A 16,852-nucleotide genomic window follows, 5' to 3' on the forward strand; every position below is an offset into this window, starting at 1 on the left:
TGGCGCTGTTTTGGGCGGGGAGGGGAAGGGAGTCAAGGAAGGGGCTGAGAGTAGCCACCAGCGGAGAATGCGGTCTACGCCGCCGCGAACCGGCGGAAACCGTTCCACATCGCGGTCGCGGCGCCCGAGGTCAGCACCGGCAAAATTCGCGCGTCCTGGTAATTGCCGTTGAGCGAGACGCGCGGCAGCGCCGTCATGTGGGCGGCATTGTCGGCGAACAGCATGCCGGGCCGCGTCGTCACCGCGGTCTTGAAGCCCGCCGTTGCAGCGAGGCCGAATTCGCGGACGCCTGCGGCCTCGCGGTCGCCATAGGGATAGGCGAGATGCAGCACGGGACGGTCCAGCGCCTGCTCGATCCGCGCGCGGCTCGTGGCGATCTCCTGCGCGGCGACGTCTTCGGCCTGCTTGGCGAGGTTGCAATGGCTGACGCTATGCGCGCCGATCGTGACCAGCGGATCGGCGGCAAAGCTCTTCAGCTCGGCCCAGGACAGGCAGAGGCTGCGGCACAGCGCGGCCATGTCGACGTGGTGCGTCGCGCAGAGCGCCTCGATCTCCCGCTTGAGATCGTGCTCGCCGGGCAGCGCGCGCAGCCAGTCGTGCAGGCGGTCGAACGCTGCCTGCTTGGCCACAGGCGTCGTCGCATCGAGCCGCAGCGCGGAATGGCCAACGGTGACATCGATCTGCTCGGCCTTGGCGATCACGGCCTCCAGCGCCGTCCACCACAGCCGTCCGGTGCCTTCGGCAAAATCGCTCGCGACATAGACCGCAAGAGGCGCGTCAAATTCGCGCAGCACGGGTAACGCGTAGTCGAGATTGTCGCGATAACCGTCGTCGAGGGTGAAGGCAGCGAAGCGGCGGTCGAACCGGCCCTGCACCAGCCGCTCATGCAGCTCGTCCATGCTGACGATGTCGATATCGCGCGCGCGCAGATGGCACAGCGTCGCGCGCAGGAATTCGGGGGTGACTTCGAGATGCCGGTTCGGCTGGAACGCGGCCTCACGGGCCGGCCGCACGTGGTGCAGCATGAAAATGGCGCCGACGCCCGACAAAAGCGGGCGCAGCAGATGGTGCGCGCCGCTGAAGTAAAGTGCTCCCAGCCCGGCGCGGATGACATTGTTACGCAGTTGTTTCATGACCGGCTGGCAGACTCTGGCATTCCGCCCGCAACTTACGGAAGAACCCTTGAAGAAAAAGTTAGTCGGATTGTCGAGCCGGCGCCTCGGAAGGGCGCCATTTCCGGTTTGACAGCCTGCCAAGGGTTTGTTTTGTCTCCGTTTCCAGATTTCGGGTCGTCGAATGCAGAAGCTTTTCACGTGGGCCAGCAAATGGTGGCTGGGGCTGATTCCCCTGGCCGTCATGTGGGGATTTGCGGCCTGGAATAATACCTTGCCGGTCGAGGCCGACCTGTCGGCCCGCAGCTCGGCGGCGCTGAAGGATACCGTTCTGGACAAGACCCGGATCGCGGTCGATGGCCGCGACGTCAGCCTGGCCGCGGACGCCTTCTCCGAGGAGGGGCGCCGGGACGCCGTGACGGCAGTCGAGACCGTCCCCGGCGTGCGCCTGGTCGACGACCGGACCCGCCTTGTTCCCGAGGCCAAACCCTTCGTCTGGAACGCCGAGCGCGACGTGGTGCGGGTGACGCTGTCGGGCTCCGCGCCCTTGCCGTCGATGAAAGGCCGGCTCACCGAGGCGGCCCGCAAGGAGGTCGGCGGCGTCGAGGTGGCCGATCAGATGGGGCTGGCGCGCGGTGCGCCGCCGCGGTTCGAGGCCGCCGCGATGCTGTTGCTGGACCAGATCGGCAAGCTGAAGGACGGCAAGATCACGATCACGGACACCAAGGTCAATCTCTCGGGCATGGCGCGCGATCTCGGTGGCCGCGAGGCGATCGTGGCGGCGCTGAAGAACCTGCCCGAGGGCTTTTCGATCGCCGCCAACGACGTCAAGGCGCCGCCCTATATCTTCCAGGCCTACAAGGATCCGGTCGCCGCGACCGTGACCCTGACCGGCTACGTGCCCGACAACACCATCCACGCGGCGATCGCCACCAGCGCCGCGCGAAAATTCTTCACCGAGAAGGTCGTCGACAATCTCAAGGCCAGCGTCGGCGCGCCCGGCTCCTTCAACACGGCCGTGATCGCCGCACTCGGCGCGCTGTCGCGGCTGTCGACGGGCACGCTGGTGGTCTCCGACCGCGAGGTGAAGCTGTCGGGCGATGCGCTCTACGAGGCGGCCGCCAACGACATCCGCGCCGGCCTCGGCAAGGACTTCCCGAAGAACTGGCAGTACAAGCCGGAGATCACCGTGAAGCCCGCGGCAGGCCCGGTCGACGGCACCGTGTGCCAGCAATTGTTCACGGACCTTCTCGCCAAGGGCAAGATCCGCTTCGCGGCCAAGCGCGCCGACATCGATCCGGATTCCGCCGCCATCCTCGATCATCTGATCGAGACGGCGCTGCGCTGCCCCACCACCAATGTCGAAATTGCCGGACATACCGACGCCGACGGCGAGGACGGCTTCAACCGGGCTCTCTCGGAAAAGCGTGCGCAGGCGGTGATCGACTATCTGGTCAAGGCCGGCCTGCCCGCCAGCCGCTTCACCGCAATCGGCCATGGCAGCACGCAGCCGGTCGCCGGCAACGACACCGATGACGGCAAGGCGCAGAACCGCCGCATCGAATTTCTGGTGAGGTGACGATGCCCTATCTCGTCTCGTTCCATCTGGGCTGGCTGATCGGCTCGCTGCTGCTGGGCTTCTGCATGGGCTGGATCTCGGTGGTCCAGCGCGGCCACGGCACCTCGAAGGCGACCGCGACTTGGCTCGCCGCGCTTACTGCCGCCCTGGTCGCGGCCTCGTTCGCACGCGTCGTCCCCGGCCGCTTCGGCTACTGGCTCGACCTCGGCCTGATCATGCTTGCCTGCTACCTCATCGGCTGCACCATCGGCGCCTGGCTGCGCGACCGCGTGGTCTCGCGCAGCCAGCCGGCAGGCTGAATCCGGGTCGCCAAGGCCTCTCTCCTGTTGCGGGAATCCCAAGGACCGCCGCATAAGCTGGCTTGACAATAATACGTACGTACGTATTATTTTCTCATGCCCAAGCCTTCACTCAAAGACGATATCCTCGACGCCGGCCTGAAGGTCATGTTCCGGACCGGCTATCACGGCACCAGTGTGCGCGATGTCACCACCGCGGCCGGCGCTCCGCTGGGGTCCTTCACCAATCATTTTCGTTCCAAGGAAGCGTTCGCCTCGGAGGTGCTCGATCGCTATTTCGAGATCACGAAGGGATTGGTCGCGGAGGCTCTTGAAGACACGTCGCTGACCCCGCGGGCGCGGCTCAAACGCTATCTCGACATCATCACCGGCCGGCTCGAAGCCGACGGCTACGGACGCGGCTGTCTCATCGGCGATCTCAGCCTGGAAGCGGCCGGCAGCAGCGACATGCTGCGCAACCGCCTTGCCGAAATTTTTGCCGAGTGGCGCATGCCTTTTGCTGCCTGCATCAGCGAGGCGCAAAGCGGCGGCGAAATCGATTCCGAATTCGAGCCCGGGGAGCTTGCCGACTTCCTGCTCGCGTCCTGGCAGGGCGCGATCCTGCGCATGAAGGTCGACCGCTCGCCCAAGGCGCTCGAGCGCTTCAAGACCATCGCCTTCAAAACTGTATTCAAGGAGCCGACATGAGCCAGCAAGCCGAGATCCAGATCCGCAGCGCTTCCGTGCTGGGAAGCACGATGGCTTATCGCGAGACAGGTGCGCAGGACGCGCCGGTCGCGCTCTTCCTTCACGGCAATCCGACGTCCTCGCATATCTGGCGAAACATCCTGCCGCTGGTTGCGCCGGTGGCGCATTGCATTGCGCCCGATCTCATCGGCTTCGGCCGGTCCGGGAAGCCCGACATCGACTACCGCTTCTTCGACCATGTCCGTTATCTCGACGCGTTGATCGAACAGCTCGGCATCGACTCGGCCTATCTCGTCGCGCAGAATTGGGGCACTGCGCTCGCGTTTCATCTCGCGGCGCGCCGGCCGGCGTTCGTGCGCGGCCTCGCCTTCATGGAATTCATCCGGCCGATGCCGACCTGGCAGGATTTTCACCAGGCCGAAGCTGCGCGCCAGACATTCCGCAAATTCAGGACGCAAGGCGAGGGGGAGGCCATGATCCTGGAGGCGAACGCGTTCGTCGAACGCGTCCTGCCGGGCGGCATCATGCGCACCCTGAGCGAAGACGAGATGGCGCCTTATCGCACACCGTTTCCGACGCCGGACAGCCGCCGTCCCACGCTCGCATTCCCTCGTGAGTTGCCGATCGCGGGCGAGCCCGCAGACGTCTATCAAGCGCTCCAAATGGCTCATGCGGCGCTCGAAGCGTCTTCCTATCCAAAGCTGCTGTTCACCGGCGAGCCTGGCGCCGTCGTCTCTCCCGAATTTGCCGAGACCTTCGCGGCCTCGCTGCAGCACTGCGCGCTCGTCCGCCTTGGGCCCGGCCTGCACTACCTCCAGGAGGATCACCCCGACGCGATCGGCCGTTCCGTTGCCGGCTGGATCGCCGGAATCGAAGCGGTGCGTCCCCAGCTTGCGGCCTGAAGGAGGACGAGATGTCGGACGTGACCATCATCTATTGCCGGCCGTGCGGATACGAGAAACGCGCCAAAGAGGCGGCCGCGGCGCTGCACCGACAACTGGGGTTGGAAGCCGATCTCGTCCCGGGCAAGGGGGGCGTCTTCCAGGTCAAGCTCGGTGACCGGGTCGTTGCCAGTCGCAGCAAAGGACATTTCCCTGACGGCGACGACATCGTCGCTGCCGTCAACGCCGCGCGGGACTGAGCCTCGGAGGGCTTTAGCGATGTCAATTGTCTGGGTAGACGATCTCGCCGGGATCGACTGGAATGAGCTGTCCGAACTCTATCGCATCGCGCCGCTGGGCAACAAGAATCCGGCGGATCTCGCGCTGGTGTTCGGCAACAGCATGTTTCGCGTCTTCGCCAATGAGGATGGTCGCATCGTGGGTGCAGGTCGCGTGCTGGCCGACGGCCGCGACTGCGCCTATCTCTGTGATGTCGCCGTGCACCCGGACCGCCAGGGACGAGGTCTGGGCCGCGACATCATCGAGCGTCTGCTTGTGCACTGCCGCGGTCATCGCAAGATCATCCTCTACGCCGTCCCTGGCAAGGAGGGGTTTTACGAACGCCTCGGTTTCAGGCGGATGACCACGGCCATGGCGATCTTCGAGGATCAGGCCGGTGCTTATGGCCGCGGCTATCTGACTGCACCATGAGGCCGAGCCGGGGGCCCGCGACCTTCCGGCGCATCGGACGACCCGTGAAGAAGGCCGGGATTGCCCCCTCTTTCAACAGGCGGACGCGGCCCATAGATTGACGTCGACTTAAGGCGCGAAGGAACATTGGGCGGCTGAAATCATCAAACTTTCATGGCGCCTGCGCAGGATCGCCATGGAGATTCGCGTCCAGTCTGCCGCCGAAGGCGCCAAACCGTGCATCAGGAGCCCGCAACCCTGCCTAAAATATTGAATGCACGTGTTTTTGTTCGAATTGGCGAATTCCACTCCGCCCCAAAACGCGCTAGTGGAGGGGCAGGGGGCATGCGCGAAGCCGGAGCCAGCGGCGAAGGTTCGTTGAGTGCCTGTGCGTCGTCTGCATGTTCGCCGGCCACCCTGGCCGCTGAAGCGTTGTTCGAGGTCTAGATGCTGGAAGCCATACGCAGAGCGGTGTCGTTTCTGCGCCAGAAGCAAATCCTGCATAAGCTTGGCGTTGTGATCAGCGTCGCGGTCATCGGCATCGCTTGCTATGTGCTCTACCACATGCTGCGAGGCATCGATTTCAACGAAGTCCTCGAAGCGATCAAGAGCACCGAGCCCAGCCAGATTGCGATGGCGGCGCTGTTCGTCACTGCGGGCTATTTCACCCTGACCTTCTACGACCTGTTCGCCGTGCGCGCGATCGGCCATGCCCATGTGCCCTATCGCATCAACGCGCTCGCGGCCTTCACCAGCTATTCGATCGGCCACAATGTCGGCGCATCCGTCTTCACCGGCGGCGCGGTGCGCTATCGCATCTATTCGGCCTACGGCCTGAACGCGATCGATGTCGCCAAGATCTGCTTCCTCGCCGGCCTGACCTTCTGGCTCGGCAATGCCGCCGTGCTCGGCCTCGGCATCGCCTACCATCCGGAGGCGGCCGCCTCGATCGATCAGCTGCCCCCCTGGCTGAACCGGACGCTGGCCCTGATGATCATCGTCGGGCTGGTCGGCTACGTGGTCTGGGTCTGGACCCAGCCGCGCGTGGTCGGCCGCGGGCCCTGGACCGTGCAGCTGCCGGGCGGTCCGCTGACGCTGCTCCAGATCGCGATCGGCATCATCGACCTCGGTTTCTGCGCTCTCGCGATGTATGTGCTGGTCCCTGACGAGCCCAATCTCGGCTTTGTGGTGGTCGCCGTGATCTTCGTCTCGGCCACCCTGCTCGGCTTCGCCAGCCACTCGCCCGGCGGGCTCGGGGTGTTCGACGCCGCCATGCTGGTCGGCCTCTGGCAGATGGACCGCGAGGAGCTGCTCGGCGGCATGCTGCTATTCCGCGTCCTCTATTATCTCTCGCCCTTCGTCATCTCTGTAATCTTGCTGACGTTTCGCGAAGTTATCATCGGCGCACGATCGAAGCGCCTGCAGCAGGCGGCGCTCAAGCTCGACCCTGGCCCGGCGCCTAAAGCCGCTTATGTGCGAGAGCGCAGCGACAAATCTTAGGACCGGTCCTCCAGGAGAAGTCCGTCCCGATGGCGATCGACGCCCCATCTCCTCCCTCCGCGCAGCCCTGGTCCGACCGGCTGCGGCATTCGACCGTGATCCTGATCGCCGCGGCGCTGGCGCTCTCCGTCGTGGTCTCGCTCGGCGAATTGTCCGCGCTTCACGCCGCGATCGTGTTCCTCTGCGTCGCCGCTGCGGCCTTGGTCCCGTGGCGGCTGCACGATCCCGCCGCGTCCCGCGACGAGGTCAGGCGCATCAACCCGGTCGAGAGCGCGGCGGTGGCGGCGGTCGTCGCCGGCATGCCGGATCCGGCAGTGCTGCTCGACCGCGCCGGCCGCGTCATCCACCTCAACGCCGCCGCCGCCCAGCTCGCGCCGGCGCTGCGCCGGAACGAGCTCGCCCAGTTCGCGCTGCGCTCACCGGAGATCATCACGGCGTTGCGCGAAGCGATCGCGACCACCGAGGCCCGGCGCGCGACCTATCTCGACCACGTCCCGGTCGATCGCTGGATGGAGCTTATGATCACGCCGGTGCCGGTGCCGACCAGCTTCGGCGGCGCCGACAAATGCATGCTGATGACCTTCCACGACCAGACGCCGCTGCGACGGGTCGGGGAGATGCGCGCGGACTTCGTCGCCAATGCCAGCCACGAGCTGCGCACGCCGCTCGCCGCGCTGTCTGGCTTCATCGACACGCTGCAGGGCCAGGCCAAGGACGATCCCAAGGCGCGCGAGCGCTTCCTCGGCATCATGCACAACCAGGCCACCCGCATGGCGCGCCTGATCGACGACCTCTTGTCGCTGTCGCGGGTCGAGCTGTCGGCCCATGTCCGGCCCGACACCCTGGTCGACCTGCTGCCGATCATCCGCCAGGTCGCCGACGGGCTCGAGCCGCTGGCGCGCGAGCGCCAGGTCGAGGTCGAGATCCAGTTGCCGGAGGGGCCGGTGATGATCGCGGGCGACCGCGAGGAGCTGCTCCGCTTGTTCGAGAATCTGATCGAGAACGCGCTCAAATACGGCGCCTCCGGCGGACGCGTCGTCGTGTCACTGACATCCGGCGCGGCCACTGATGGAACCCAGGAAGTCCGGATCACGGTGCGCGATTTCGGCCCCGGCATCGCGCCGGAGCACCTGCCGCGGCTGACCGAGCGGTTCTACCGGGTGGACGTCGGCGACAGCCGCTCTCAGGGCGGCACCGGGCTCGGATTATCGCTGGTGAAACATATTCTTAACCGCCATCGCGGCCGGCTTTTGATCGAGAGCGTGCCCAAGCAGGGCGCCACCTTCACCGCCTGTTTTCCCCAGGCGAAGGGTCCGGTAGCGAGCTGAAACCTAAGCGATTACAATCGCCTAAGTGTGTCATCCGACTGTCACGAAACCTTCGTAAAAGCACAGCCGACCGCTCCTAAAGGGGCGGCGTGGGGAGCGCGATCGGGCGCTGTTGGCGCTTCGCTTCCCTGTATGGAGACCAGCATGAATTTCCTCAAAACGATCGTCGCTGCCGGCATGGTTGCCGCTTCGACGACAGCGGCCTTTGCTGCCGACATCACCGGTGCCGGTGCGACCTTTCCGTTCCCGATCTATTCGAAGTGGGCTGACGCCTACAAGAAGGAGACCGGCAACGGTCTGAACTACCAATCGATCGGTTCCGGCGGCGGCATCAAGCAGATCCAGGCCAAGACCGTGACCTTCGGCGCGACCGACATGCCGCTCAAGGCCGAGCAGCTCCTGAAGGACGGCCTCGTCCAGTGGCCGATGGTGATGGGCGCCATCGTTCCCGTGGTGAACCTCGAGGGCGTGAAGCCCGGCGAGATGGTGTTCGACGGCGAGACGCTGGCCAACGTCTATCTCGGCAAGATCACCAAGTGGGACGATCCGGCCATCAAGAAGCTCAATCCGAACGTCAAGCTGCCGTCGGATGCGATCACCGTGGTCCGCCGCTCGGACGGGTCGGGCACCACCTTCAACTTCACCAACTACCTCTCCAAGGCCAGCGCGGACTGGAAGAGCAAGGTCGGTGAGGGCACCGCGGTCGAGTGGCCGGTCGGCGTCGGCGCCAAGGGCAACGAAGGCGTGTCGGGAAACATCGGCCAGACCAAGAACTCGATCGGCTACGTCGAGTATGCCTACGCCAAGCAGAACAAGCTGACCTACACCGGTCTCGTCAACAAGGCCGGCAAGCCGGTGCAGCCGACCGTGGAAGCTTTCCAGGCGGCCGCCTCCAACGCCGACTGGGCCAAGGCGCCCGGCTACTACGTCATCCTGACCGACCAGCCCGGCGAGAAGTCCTGGCCGATCACCGCGGCGACCTTCATCCTCATGCACAAGGACGCCACCGACAAGGCTGCCTCGCAGGAAGCCATCAAGTTCTTCCGCTGGGCCTTCACGAAGGGCGACAAGGCGGCGGAAGAGCTCGACTACATTCCGATGCCGGACACCGTCGTCAAGCAGATCGAGAAGACCTGGGCTGCCGATATCAAGAGCTAAGAGCTCCTGTCCCGGACATCACTCCGGGAGTTCGAAAAACCTCCGCTCCGGATCGGCCTCGCGCCGCGTCCGGAGCGCAAGACCACAACAACCGGCAACAAGCGCATATAACGGGTACAGGGGATCGGCGTGGCAGAAATGGCCGTTCAGAGCGATATCATCGACGACGCCGGACCGTATGATCGCGCCAAGGCCTTGGGCGCGTTCAAGCTCGGCGACGTCACCTTCTACTGGATCACGCGGCTGTCCGCGATCTCGGTGCTGCTGATCCTCGGCGGCATCATCATCTCGCTGATCGTCGGCGCGTACCCGGCGATGAGGGAATTCGGCTTCTCCTTCCTGTGGACGCAGCGCTGGGCGCCGTCGGCCGATCCGCCGGTGCTCGGCGCGCTCGGGCCGATGTACGGCACGCTCGTCACCTCCTTCATCGCGATGCTGATCGCCATTCCGGTCGGTCTCGGCATTGCGATCTTCCTCACCGAGCTCTGCCCGCAATGGCTGCGCCGCCCGATCGGCATGGCGATCGAGCTGCTCGCCGGCATTCCCTCGATCATCTACGGCATGTGGGGCTTCTTCGTGCTGGGCCCGTTCCTGGCCAACAGCTTCCAGCCCTTCATGATCAAAATCTTCGACGGTGTCCCGGTGCTGGGCGCCATCTTCGCGGGTCCGCCGTCCTATCTCAGCACGTTCAACGCCGCGCTGATCCTCGCCATCATGGTGCTGCCCTTCATCACCTCGATCTCGGTCGACGTGTTCAAGACGGTGCCGCCGGTGCTGAAGGAGGCCGCCTACGGCGTCGGCTGCACCACCTGGGAGGTCGTCCGCAGCGTGGTGATCCCCTACACCCGCGTCGGCATCATCGGCGGCGTCATGCTGGCGCTGGGCCGCGCGCTCGGCGAGACCATGGCGGTGACCTTCATCATCGGCAACTCGTTCCGCATCTCCTCATCGATCTTCGCGCCGGGCACCACGATCTCGGCGGCGATCGCATCCGAGTTCGCCGAGAGCGACGGCCTGCACCAGTCCGGCCTGATCCTGCTCGGCCTCCTGCTGTTCGTGCTGACGTTCTTCGTGCTGGCCGCCGCGCGGCTGATGCTGATGCGGCTCGACAGGAAGGCGGGAAAGTAAGGTTATGGCCCTCAATCCGATCTATTCGCGTCGTCGCCGCACGGACATCATCATCCGCGGGCTCTGCTTCGCCGCGGCTGTCTTCGGCGTCACCTGGCTCGCGCTGATCCTGATCACGCTGTTCTTCAACGGCCTTGCCGGCCTCAATCTCGAGCTCTTCGTCGCAGATACGCCGCCTCCGGGTTCGACCGAAGGCGGCCTGCGCAACGCGATCGTCGGCTCGATCATCATGACGGTGATCGGCGTCGGCATCGGCGCGCCGCTCGGCCTGTTCGCCGGCACCTACCTTGCCGAATACGGCCGCAACGACCGCCTGACCTCGGTGATCCGCTTCATCAACGACATCCTGCTCTCGGCGCCCTCGATCATCATCGGCCTGTTCATCTACGGCGCGGTGGTGGTGCCGATGCGTGGCTTCTCCGCGCTCGCGGGCGGCCTGGCGCTCGCCGTCATCGTGATCCCGGTCGTGCTGCGCACCACCGAGGACATGCTGCTGCTGGTGCCGAATCCGCTGCGTGAGGCGGCCTCGGCGCTGGGCCTGCCGCGCTCGCTGGTGATCAAGCGTATCGCATATCGTGCGGCTAGGTCCGGCCTCATCACCGGCGTGCTGCTCGCCACCGCCCGTGTCGCGGGCGAGACCGCGCCGCTGCTCTTCACCGCGCTGTCGAACCAGTTCTTCAGCCTCGGCCTGAACAAGACGATGGCCAACCTGCCTGTCACCATCAACAATTTCGTGCAGAGCCCCTACGCCTACTGGAAGCAGTTGGCGTGGAGCGGCGCCCTGCTCATCACCCTGACCGTGCTTGCCCTGAACATTGGCGCGCGCATCCTTGGCGCCGAGAGGACCGCAAAATGAGTGATCTTTCCGTATCGATGAGCGCGTCCGGGGGCCTTCCGCAGGCGCCGGTGCTGCCCGAGGCGCCCGCCAAGGTGACGGTGCGCAACCTCAACTTCTATTACGGCGAGCACCACGCGCTGAAGAACATCAACCTGACGCTCGGCGCCAACCGCGTCACGGCGTTCATCGGCCCGTCGGGCTGCGGCAAGTCGACCCTGCTGCGCATCTTCAACCGGATGTACGACCTCTATCCGGGCCAGCGCGCCACCGGCCAGCTGATGCTCGACCAAACCAACATCCTCGACCCCAAGCTCGACCTCAATCTGCTGCGCGCCCGGGTCGGCATGGTGTTCCAGAAGCCGACGCCGTTCCCGATGACGATCTACGAGAACATCGCTTTCGGCATCCGCCTCTACGAGAAGATCTCGAAGTCCGAGATGGACGACCGCGTCGAGAAGGCGCTGCGCGGCGGCGCCCTCTGGAACGAGGTCAAGGACAAGCTCAATGCTTCCGGCCTGTCGCTCTCCGGCGGCCAGCAGCAGCGCCTCTGCATCGCCCGCACCGTCGCGGTACGCCCCGAAGTCATCCTGTTCGACGAACCCTGCTCGGCGCTCGACCCGATCTCGACCGCCAAGGTCGAGGAGCTGATCCAGGAACTGTCCGAGAACTACACGATCGCGATCGTCACCCACAACATGCAGCAGGCCGCGCGCGTCTCCGACAAGACCGCCTTCATGTATCTCGGCGAGCTGATCGAGTTCGACGACACCAGCAAGATCTTCACGTCGCCGACCGACCGGCGCACGCAGGATTACATCACCGGCCGGTTCGGCTGAGGAGACGCGACATGGGTACCGAACATACCGCAAAGGCCTTCGACACCGACCTCCAGGAACTCACCCGCCTGGTCGCCGAGATGGGCGGCATCGCCGAGCGCATGATCGTCGATTCCGTCGACGCGCTGATCCGCCGCGACGTGCCGCTCGGCCAGCGCGTCGTCACCATCGACGCCGATCTCGACGCGCTGCAAAAGCGCATCGAGGAACGCGCGGTGCTCACCATCGCCCGCCGCCAGCCGATGGCGGTGGATCTGCGCGAGATCGTCGGCGCGATGCGCGTCGCGACCGACCTCGAGCGCATCGGCGACCTCGCCAAGAACATGGGCAAGCGCGTCGCCGCGCTCGAGACCGACTTCCATCCGCTCAAACTGTTCCGCGGCCTCGAGCACATGACCGACCTCGTGCAGCAGCAGGTCAAGTCCGTGCTGGACGCCTATGCCGCGCACGATCTGCCGGCAGCGATGGCGGTATGGAAGGGCGACGAGGAGGTCGACGCGATCTGCACCTCGTTGTTCCGCGAGCTCCTCACCTACATGATGGAGGATCCGCGCAACATCTCGTTCTGCATCCATTTGATGTTCTGCGCCAAGAACATCGAGCGGATCGGCGACCACGCTACCAACATCGCCGAGACCGTGTTCTACATGATCGAGGGCCAGGCGATCACCGACAAGCGGCCGAAGGGCGATATGACCACCTTCGCCACGACGATCCCGAATAGCTGAAGACCTAAGGAGCGACGACACCATGGGCGCACGCATTATGGTGGTTGAAGACGAGGAAGCCCTCACCGAGCTGCTTCGCTACAACCTCGAAGGCGACGGCTATGACGTCGAGACGGTCATGCGCGGCGACGACGCCGACACCCGCCTCAAGGAGCACATCCCCGATTTGATCGTGCTCGACTGGATGCTGCCGGGCCTGTCGGGCATCGAGCTGTGCAGGCGCCTGCGCACCCGGCCCGACACCAAGCAGCTGCCGATCATCATGCTCACCGCGCGCGGCGAGGAGAGCGAGCGGGTGCGGGGGCTCGCGACCGGCGCCGACGATTACATCGTCAAGCCGTTCTCGGTGCCGGAGCTGCTGGCACGCGTGAAGGGCTTGCTGCGGCGCGCCAGCCCCGAGCGGCTCGCCACCGTGCTGGCCTATGGCGACATCGAGCTCGACCGCGACAAGCGCCGCGTGGCGCGCTCGGGCCGGCCGATCGATCTCGGCCCGACCGAATATCGCCTGCTGGAGTTCTTCCTGGAGCATCCCGGCCGCGTATTCTCGCGCGAGCAGCTGCTCGACAGCGTCTGGGGGCGCGACATCTACATCGACGAGCGCACCGTCGACGTCCATATCGGCCGCCTGCGCAAGTTGCTCAATCTCGGCCGCGAGCAGGACCCGATCCGCACCGTCCGCGGCGCCGGCTACGCGCTGGACGATCGCTTCGCGAAGGCGGAGCAGGCGTAGGGGGTGGGAAGCTCTGGCGACACACACAGTGTCGTCCGGAGCGTAGCGCCGATCCGGGACCCACTCGCAGAAGGTGGTTTGGCGAAGACTCGGAGTGACCATCTCGAGCGGCAATTTCGCCCCGAGGTCATAGGTCCCTGCATTCGCAGGGACGACACCGAGTTGGTTGAGGCGCCGTCCTATGACGGCGCCATCCTTGCGGTCAATTAATCGGCTGACTTACCGCGGCCCCGGCTTCGCCGGTGCGCGCCGGCGGTCCGCCGCAGGCTGATACGCCACGCGCGAGTGCTGGGCGCAGTAGGGCAGGCCGGACAGCGCCTTGCCGCCGCAGAAGAAGAAGTCCGGGCTGGAGGGATCGCCGACCGGCCAGTGGCAGGTCGCCTCGTTCAGTTCGAGCAGCGACAGCCGCTGGCTCATCGGCACGACGTTGTCGTAGGTGACCGGTTCGGCCTCCACCTCGACCTCGAAGGCCTGGGCCAGCGCGGTGTTGCCGCGCGCGATCGGGCGGGTCACCCGCATCATGTGCTGTGCGGGGCGCGCCTTGCGCGGCCGGGGCGCGGCCGATGACGGGCTCTTGGCGCGGCCGGACAGACCGAGCCTGTGCACTTTGCCGATCACGGCATTGCGGGTCACATTGCCGAGCTCAGCTGCGATCTGGCTGGCCGAAAGCCCGGCCTCCCAGAGCTTCTTCAGCTGCTCGACGCGATCATCGGACCAGGTCAAAACCGTCATTGCACCCTTTCCCTCGCTGCGCGGCTGCCGTGCTGGCGCCCATGCGGCGATTGCTAAGCTTCGAAAAACCCGTGCTGCCAGAATCCCTTAAGGCTCGCCGGGCGCGTAACTGACGCCCGAACGTTTACGCCGGTACATGAGGGCACTTGAGATCAGAACCGCTGCACGAGATGTCGTATCTGACAATTCAAACGCTACAATATGGCGTGACTCCCGCGCAAGAGTCCGCCGACTCGCTTCCACATGTTCCGTGGTGAAAACCCGCAAAATCGGCACCGCAAGACTACGGATTCAGCGTTTCCCGAGGCTTTCCGGCGGCATTGACACCCGTCTTGCCAGGCATAAGATGGTCCCGCGTGCCGCCCTTAAAAGGCGGCACGTTTCGTTTTCCGGGCCGGTGGATGGTGCGTTGCGCAATGCACGCGTGCCACCGTCCGCAACATTCAAGTGACATCATGACCAACAGCGCAGCGCCGCATTTGCTCCCCGTTTTCGCCAGAGCCGACCTCGGCTTCGAGCGCGGCGAAGGCTGCTGGCTGATCGCGACCAATGGCGATCGCTATCTCGATTTCACCTCGGGCGTGGCCGTGAATGCGCTCGGCCATTGCCATCCGCATCTGATCAAGGCGCTGCAGGAGCAGGCGACCAGGCTCTGGCACATGTCGAACCTGTTCCAGAGCCCCGATGGCGAGAAGCTCGCCAACCGGCTCTGCAACGAGAGCTTTGCCGACTTCGTGTTCTTCTGCAATTCCGGCGCCGAGGCGCTCGAGGGCGTGATCAAGCTGGTGCGCCATCACCACTTCTCCAAGGGGCATCCGGAGCGCTACCGCATCATCACCTTCGAAGGCGCCTTTCACGGCCGCACGCTGGCGACGCTGGCTGCGACCGGCTCGGCAAAATATCTCGAAGGCTTCGGTCCGCCGATGGAAGGCTTCGACCAGGTGCCGCATGGCGACATCGAGGCCGTCAAGAAGGCGATCGGTCCGCACACCGCCGGCATCCTGATCGAGCCGATCCAGGGCGAGGGCGGCGTGCGCTCGGCAGCGCCTGGCTTCCTCAAGGCGCTGCGCCAGCTTTGCGACGAGAAGGGCCTGCTGCTCGCCTTCGACGAGGTGCAGACCGGCATGGGCCGCAGCGGCGATCTGTTCGCCTATCGCCGCACCGGCGTCACGCCGGACGTGATGTCGCTGGCCAAGGCGCTCGGCGGCGGCTTCCCGATCGGGGCCATTCTGGCGACTGCGGATGCGGCTGCCGGCATGGGGCCCGGTTCGCACGGCTCGACCTTCGGCGGCAATCCGCTGGCAATCTCGGCCGCCAACGCCGTGCTCGACGTCATGCTCGAGCCCGGCTTCTTCGACCACGTGCAGAGAATGTCGCTGCTTCTGAAGCAGAAGCTTGCCTCCGTGATCGACCGCTATCCCGATGTCGTCAGCGAAGTGCGCGGCGAGGGCCTGCTGATCGGTATCAAGGCCGTGGTGCCCTCCGGCGATCTCGTCGCGGCGCTGCGTCATGAAAAGCTGCTCACCGTCGGGGCCGGCGACAATGTCGTGCGTTTCCTGCCGCCGCTGATCGTGACCGAAGCCGAGATCGAGGACAGCGTCGGGCGGCTGGAGCGCGCCTGTTCCGCGATCTCGTCCAGCCAGACCGAGCGGGCGGCAAGCTGATGAGCAAGTCCCCCAATAAAACTCCGAAGCACTTTCTGGATATCAACGAGCTGCCGTTGTCGGAGCTCAAGCGCATGCTTGCAGCTTCGTCGGCGATGAAGGCGAAGCAGAAGGCGCAGCAGCCGGTGCGGCCGCTCGAAGGCAAGACGCTGGCGATGATTTTCGAGCGCCCGTCGACCCGGACACGCGTGTCGTTCGACGTCGCCATGCGCCAACTCGGCGGCGAGCCCATCATGCTCACCGGTGCCGAGATGCAGCTCGGGCGCGGCGAGACCATCGCCGATACCGCCCGCGTGCTGTCGCGCTATGTCGACGCCATCATGATCCGCATCCTCAATCACGATGCGCTGCTGGAGCTTGCGGAATATGCGACGGTGCCCGTCATCAACGGCCTGACGCGGCGTTCGCATCCTTGCCAGGTGATGGCCGACCTCATGACCTACGAGGAGCATCGTGGCCCGATCGAGGGCAAGACTGTGGCCTGGACTGGCGACGACAACAATGTGCTGGCGTCCTGGGCCCATGCCGCCGAGCGCTTCAAGTTCCAGCTCAACGTCGCTACCCCGCCGGAACTCGCGCCGAAGAAAGTCATGCGCGACTTCATCAAGGCGACCGGCGCGCCGATCATGCTCGGTACCGATCCGGAGGCCGCCGTGCGCGGCGCCGACTGTGTCGTCACCGACACCTGGGTGTCGATGGGCGACAAGGAAGGCGAGCACCGCCACAATGTGCTCAAGCCCTATCAGGTCAACGGCAAGCTGATGTCGCTGGCCAAGCCCGATGCGCTGTTCATGCACTGCCTGCCCGCCCATCGCGGCGAGGAGGTCACCGATGACGTGATCGACGGTCCGCAATCGGTCGTGTTCGACGAGGCCGAAAACCGCCTGCACGCGCAGAAGGGCATTCTGGCCTGGTGCTTCGACGCGGTGAAGTGATCTCATGGTGGGGCCGGGTTGATGGCT

18 protein-coding genes are annotated in these 16,852 nt (G+C 65.3%); 16 read left to right on the top strand and 2 right to left on the bottom strand.

The window, feature by feature from the left end; all coding sequences use genetic code 11:
* Window positions 1-74: 74 nt before the first annotated feature.
* Window positions 75-1,133: a polysaccharide deacetylase family protein gene (locus C7G42_RS03390; protein ID WP_106947657.1), complete on the bottom strand. Its 1,059-nt coding sequence runs from the start codon at window positions 1,131-1,133 to the stop codon at window positions 75-77.
* A gap of 163 nt (window positions 1,134-1,296) precedes the next feature.
* On the opposite strand from C7G42_RS03390, the gene C7G42_RS03395 reads away from it, so the two are divergent.
* The 14 genes from C7G42_RS03395 (at window position 1,297) to phoB (ending at window position 13,494) form a co-directional block, all read left to right on the top strand.
* Window positions 1,297-2,691 (top strand): OmpA family protein, encoded by a 1,395-nt coding sequence (locus tag C7G42_RS03395; RefSeq protein WP_106947658.1) that lies wholly within the window; start codon window positions 1,297-1,299, stop codon window positions 2,689-2,691.
* 2 nt (window positions 2,692-2,693) lie between these two features.
* Window positions 2,694-2,990: a hypothetical protein gene (locus C7G42_RS03400; protein ID WP_199580624.1), complete on the top strand. Its 297-nt coding sequence runs from the start codon at window positions 2,694-2,696 to the stop codon at window positions 2,988-2,990.
* A gap of 96 nt (window positions 2,991-3,086) precedes the next feature.
* Window positions 3,087-3,677 (top strand): TetR/AcrR family transcriptional regulator, encoded by a 591-nt coding sequence (locus C7G42_RS03405; RefSeq protein ID WP_106947660.1) that lies wholly within the window; start codon window positions 3,087-3,089, stop codon window positions 3,675-3,677.
* Window positions 3,674-4,579, top strand: a complete 906-nt coding sequence (locus tag C7G42_RS03410) for a haloalkane dehalogenase (protein WP_106947661.1) — start codon at window positions 3,674-3,676, stop codon at window positions 4,577-4,579. The genes C7G42_RS03405 and C7G42_RS03410 overlap by 4 nt, the downstream gene beginning before the upstream one ends.
* Window positions 4,580-4,590: 11 nt before the next feature.
* Window positions 4,591-4,818 carry a SelT/SelW/SelH family protein gene (locus tag C7G42_RS03415; RefSeq protein ID WP_106947662.1) on the top strand — a complete coding sequence of 76 codons (228 nt, stop codon included), beginning with the start codon at window positions 4,591-4,593 and terminating at the stop codon, window positions 4,816-4,818.
* Between the two features lie 19 nt (window positions 4,819-4,837).
* Window positions 4,838-5,269, top strand: a complete 432-nt coding sequence (locus C7G42_RS03420; RefSeq protein ID WP_106947663.1) for a GNAT family N-acetyltransferase — start codon at window positions 4,838-4,840, stop codon at window positions 5,267-5,269.
* A gap of 426 nt (window positions 5,270-5,695) precedes the next feature.
* Window positions 5,696-6,748, top strand: a complete 1,053-nt coding sequence (locus tag C7G42_RS03425) for a lysylphosphatidylglycerol synthase domain-containing protein (protein ID WP_106947664.1) — start codon at window positions 5,696-5,698, stop codon at window positions 6,746-6,748.
* 29 nt (window positions 6,749-6,777) lie between these two features.
* Window positions 6,778-8,076 carry an ATP-binding protein gene (locus tag C7G42_RS03430; RefSeq protein ID WP_106947665.1) on the top strand — a complete coding sequence of 433 codons (1,299 nt, stop codon included), beginning with the start codon at window positions 6,778-6,780 and terminating at the stop codon, window positions 8,074-8,076.
* Window positions 8,077-8,220: 144 nt separating this feature from the next.
* Complete coding sequence (gene pstS / locus C7G42_RS03435) at window positions 8,221-9,234, top strand: phosphate ABC transporter substrate-binding protein PstS (RefSeq protein ID WP_106948832.1); 1,014 nt, start codon at window positions 8,221-8,223, stop codon at window positions 9,232-9,234.
* Between the two features lie 138 nt (window positions 9,235-9,372).
* A complete protein-coding gene (pstC, locus tag C7G42_RS03440) occupies window positions 9,373-10,362 on the top strand; it encodes a phosphate ABC transporter permease subunit PstC (RefSeq protein ID WP_199580625.1) in 990 nt (329 codons plus the stop codon).
* 4 nt (window positions 10,363-10,366) lie between these two features.
* Window positions 10,367-11,218 (top strand): phosphate ABC transporter permease PstA, encoded by an 852-nt coding sequence (pstA, locus tag C7G42_RS03445; RefSeq protein ID WP_106947667.1) that lies wholly within the window; start codon window positions 10,367-10,369, stop codon window positions 11,216-11,218.
* Window positions 11,215-12,036 (top strand): phosphate ABC transporter ATP-binding protein PstB, encoded by an 822-nt coding sequence (pstB, locus tag C7G42_RS03450; protein WP_063199660.1) that lies wholly within the window; start codon window positions 11,215-11,217, stop codon window positions 12,034-12,036. Before pstA ends, pstB begins: the two co-directional genes overlap by 4 nt.
* Window positions 12,037-12,047: 11 nt before the next feature.
* Window positions 12,048-12,764, top strand: coding sequence for a phosphate signaling complex protein PhoU (gene phoU / locus C7G42_RS03455; RefSeq protein WP_106947668.1), 717 nt, complete (start codon window positions 12,048-12,050; stop codon window positions 12,762-12,764).
* A 22-nt stretch (window positions 12,765-12,786) separates the two neighbouring features.
* Window positions 12,787-13,494 (top strand): phosphate regulon transcriptional regulator PhoB, encoded by a 708-nt coding sequence (gene phoB, locus C7G42_RS03460; RefSeq protein ID WP_094976360.1) that lies wholly within the window; start codon window positions 12,787-12,789, stop codon window positions 13,492-13,494.
* A gap of 219 nt (window positions 13,495-13,713) precedes the next feature.
* Here phoB and C7G42_RS03465 read toward each other — a convergent pair whose 3' ends face one another.
* Window positions 13,714-14,226, bottom strand: coding sequence for a GcrA family cell cycle regulator (locus C7G42_RS03465; RefSeq protein ID WP_014491301.1), 513 nt, complete (start codon window positions 14,224-14,226; stop codon window positions 13,714-13,716).
* A 455-nt stretch (window positions 14,227-14,681) separates the two neighbouring features.
* On the opposite strand from C7G42_RS03465, the gene C7G42_RS03470 reads away from it, so the two are divergent.
* Both C7G42_RS03470 and argF read left to right on the top strand, forming a co-directional pair.
* Window positions 14,682-15,890, top strand: a complete 1,209-nt coding sequence (locus C7G42_RS03470) for an aspartate aminotransferase family protein (RefSeq protein WP_106947669.1) — start codon at window positions 14,682-14,684, stop codon at window positions 15,888-15,890.
* Window positions 15,890-16,825: an ornithine carbamoyltransferase gene (argF, locus tag C7G42_RS03475; RefSeq protein WP_106947670.1), complete on the top strand. Its 936-nt coding sequence runs from the start codon at window positions 15,890-15,892 to the stop codon at window positions 16,823-16,825. The genes C7G42_RS03470 and argF overlap by 1 nt, the downstream gene beginning before the upstream one ends.
* The last annotated feature ends 27 nt before the right edge of the window (window positions 16,826-16,852 follow it).

The sequence above is a fragment of the Bradyrhizobium sp. MOS003 genome (genome assembly GCF_003020125.1).
Taxonomy (GTDB): domain Bacteria; phylum Pseudomonadota; class Alphaproteobacteria; order Rhizobiales; family Xanthobacteraceae; genus Bradyrhizobium.